Origin of the sequence: Peptoniphilus sp. oral taxon 836 str. F0141 (assembly GCF_000179335.1) — a bacterium.
Lineage (GTDB): Bacteria > Bacillota > Clostridia > Tissierellales > Peptoniphilaceae > Peptoniphilus_A > Peptoniphilus_A lacrimalis.
In genome coordinates, this window is sequence record NZ_AEAA01000070.1 from 1 (window position 1) to 1,320 (window position 1,320).

Below are 1,320 nucleotides of genomic sequence, written 5' to 3' on the forward strand. Positions count from 1 at the left end.
GGTTTTCTATTCATTTCTGCCATAGAATTGGATATTCTTACTAAAGCACCAGGATTTATAAAATATTTACCATCAATTACTTGTGTAGTAAATCCATAATGATAATGAGCACCAAATGTAATATCAGCACAAGTATCCTTAATATCTGATATTAGGGTATGAGATACTTCTTTTAAGAAAGGTTTATCAATTAAAAAACCATGGGTTAAATGAATGGCATATTTACAAGTTTTATCCTTTTCTTTAACAATATAGTTTTTAATGTTTTCTTTAGAATCCATGGAATAAACATAAGGAGCTGCAGTTAACTGTACCTTTATGTCTTTTTCTAAAATTATTTTCCTATCATTCACTAAATTTAGAATACCTAAATTACATAAAAGTCCCAGCATAGTTCTATCCAATGTAGATGGATTGTGTCCAAAAATATCATGGTTACCACTTACTATATATATTGGAACCCTAAATTCATTAAATATTTTAGCAAAATCACTTACTATGGATACTGAAGGATCTGGTCTATCGAATAAATCTCCTCCATGGAGAATATAATCAACATTTTCATATTTTGCTATTTCTATGACTTCATGAAATTTATTTTTTAAGGTTTGGTAAAAATTGTCAAGTCTATTTTTGGGATTTGTTCCTCTTATATGGGTATCCGTAAAATATAAAAGCTTCAATTAATCACTTCTCACTTAATTATTATTAGTCTAATTATCTCCATTTTCTTTAACTGAAATATCATCTGAATCATCTTTTAAAGTATCTCTAACTTTATTTTCAATTTCTTTAAGTAAATTAGGATTAGAATCAAGGAAATCTTTTGATTTTTCTCTACCTTGCCCAAGTTTTTCATCATTGTAGGAATACCATGAACCTGCTTTTTTCACGATTCCCATATCTGCAGCAACATCCAAAATATTTCCTGTTTTTGATATTCCAGTCCCATACATGATATCAACTTCAGCTTCTTTAAATGGAGGTGCAACTTTATTTTTAACAACTTTTACACGCACACGGCTACCAATGGGGGAATCTCCCTTTTTAATAATTTCAATTCTTCTGACATCAAGTCTTATTGTAGAATAGAATTTAAGAGCTCTACCTCCTGTTGTTGTTTCAGGATTTCCATATATAACCCCAACTTTTTCCCTTAATTGATTGATAAATATTACGGCTGCTTTTGATTTATTTATAGCACCAGTTAATTTTCTCAAAGCTTGAGACATAAGTCTTGCTTGTAGACCTATAGTTGCTTGACCCATTTCTCCATCAATCTCTGTTTTAGGAACTAGGGCTGCAACAGAGTCAATTACA

The 1,320-nt window shown here is 30.2% G+C and carries 1 protein-coding gene and 1 pseudogene; both read right to left on the bottom strand.

The window, feature by feature from the left end; translation table 11 throughout:
- Positions 1 to 683, bottom strand: a 683-nt coding sequence (locus tag HMPREF9131_RS03330; protein WP_009345343.1) for a metallophosphoesterase, incomplete at its 3' end; no start/stop codon positions are given.
- A gap of 30 nt (positions 684 to 713) precedes the next feature.
- Positions 714 to 1,320 (bottom strand): annotated as a pseudogene (locus HMPREF9131_RS03335) (DNA recombination/repair protein RecA); the annotation flags it as partial.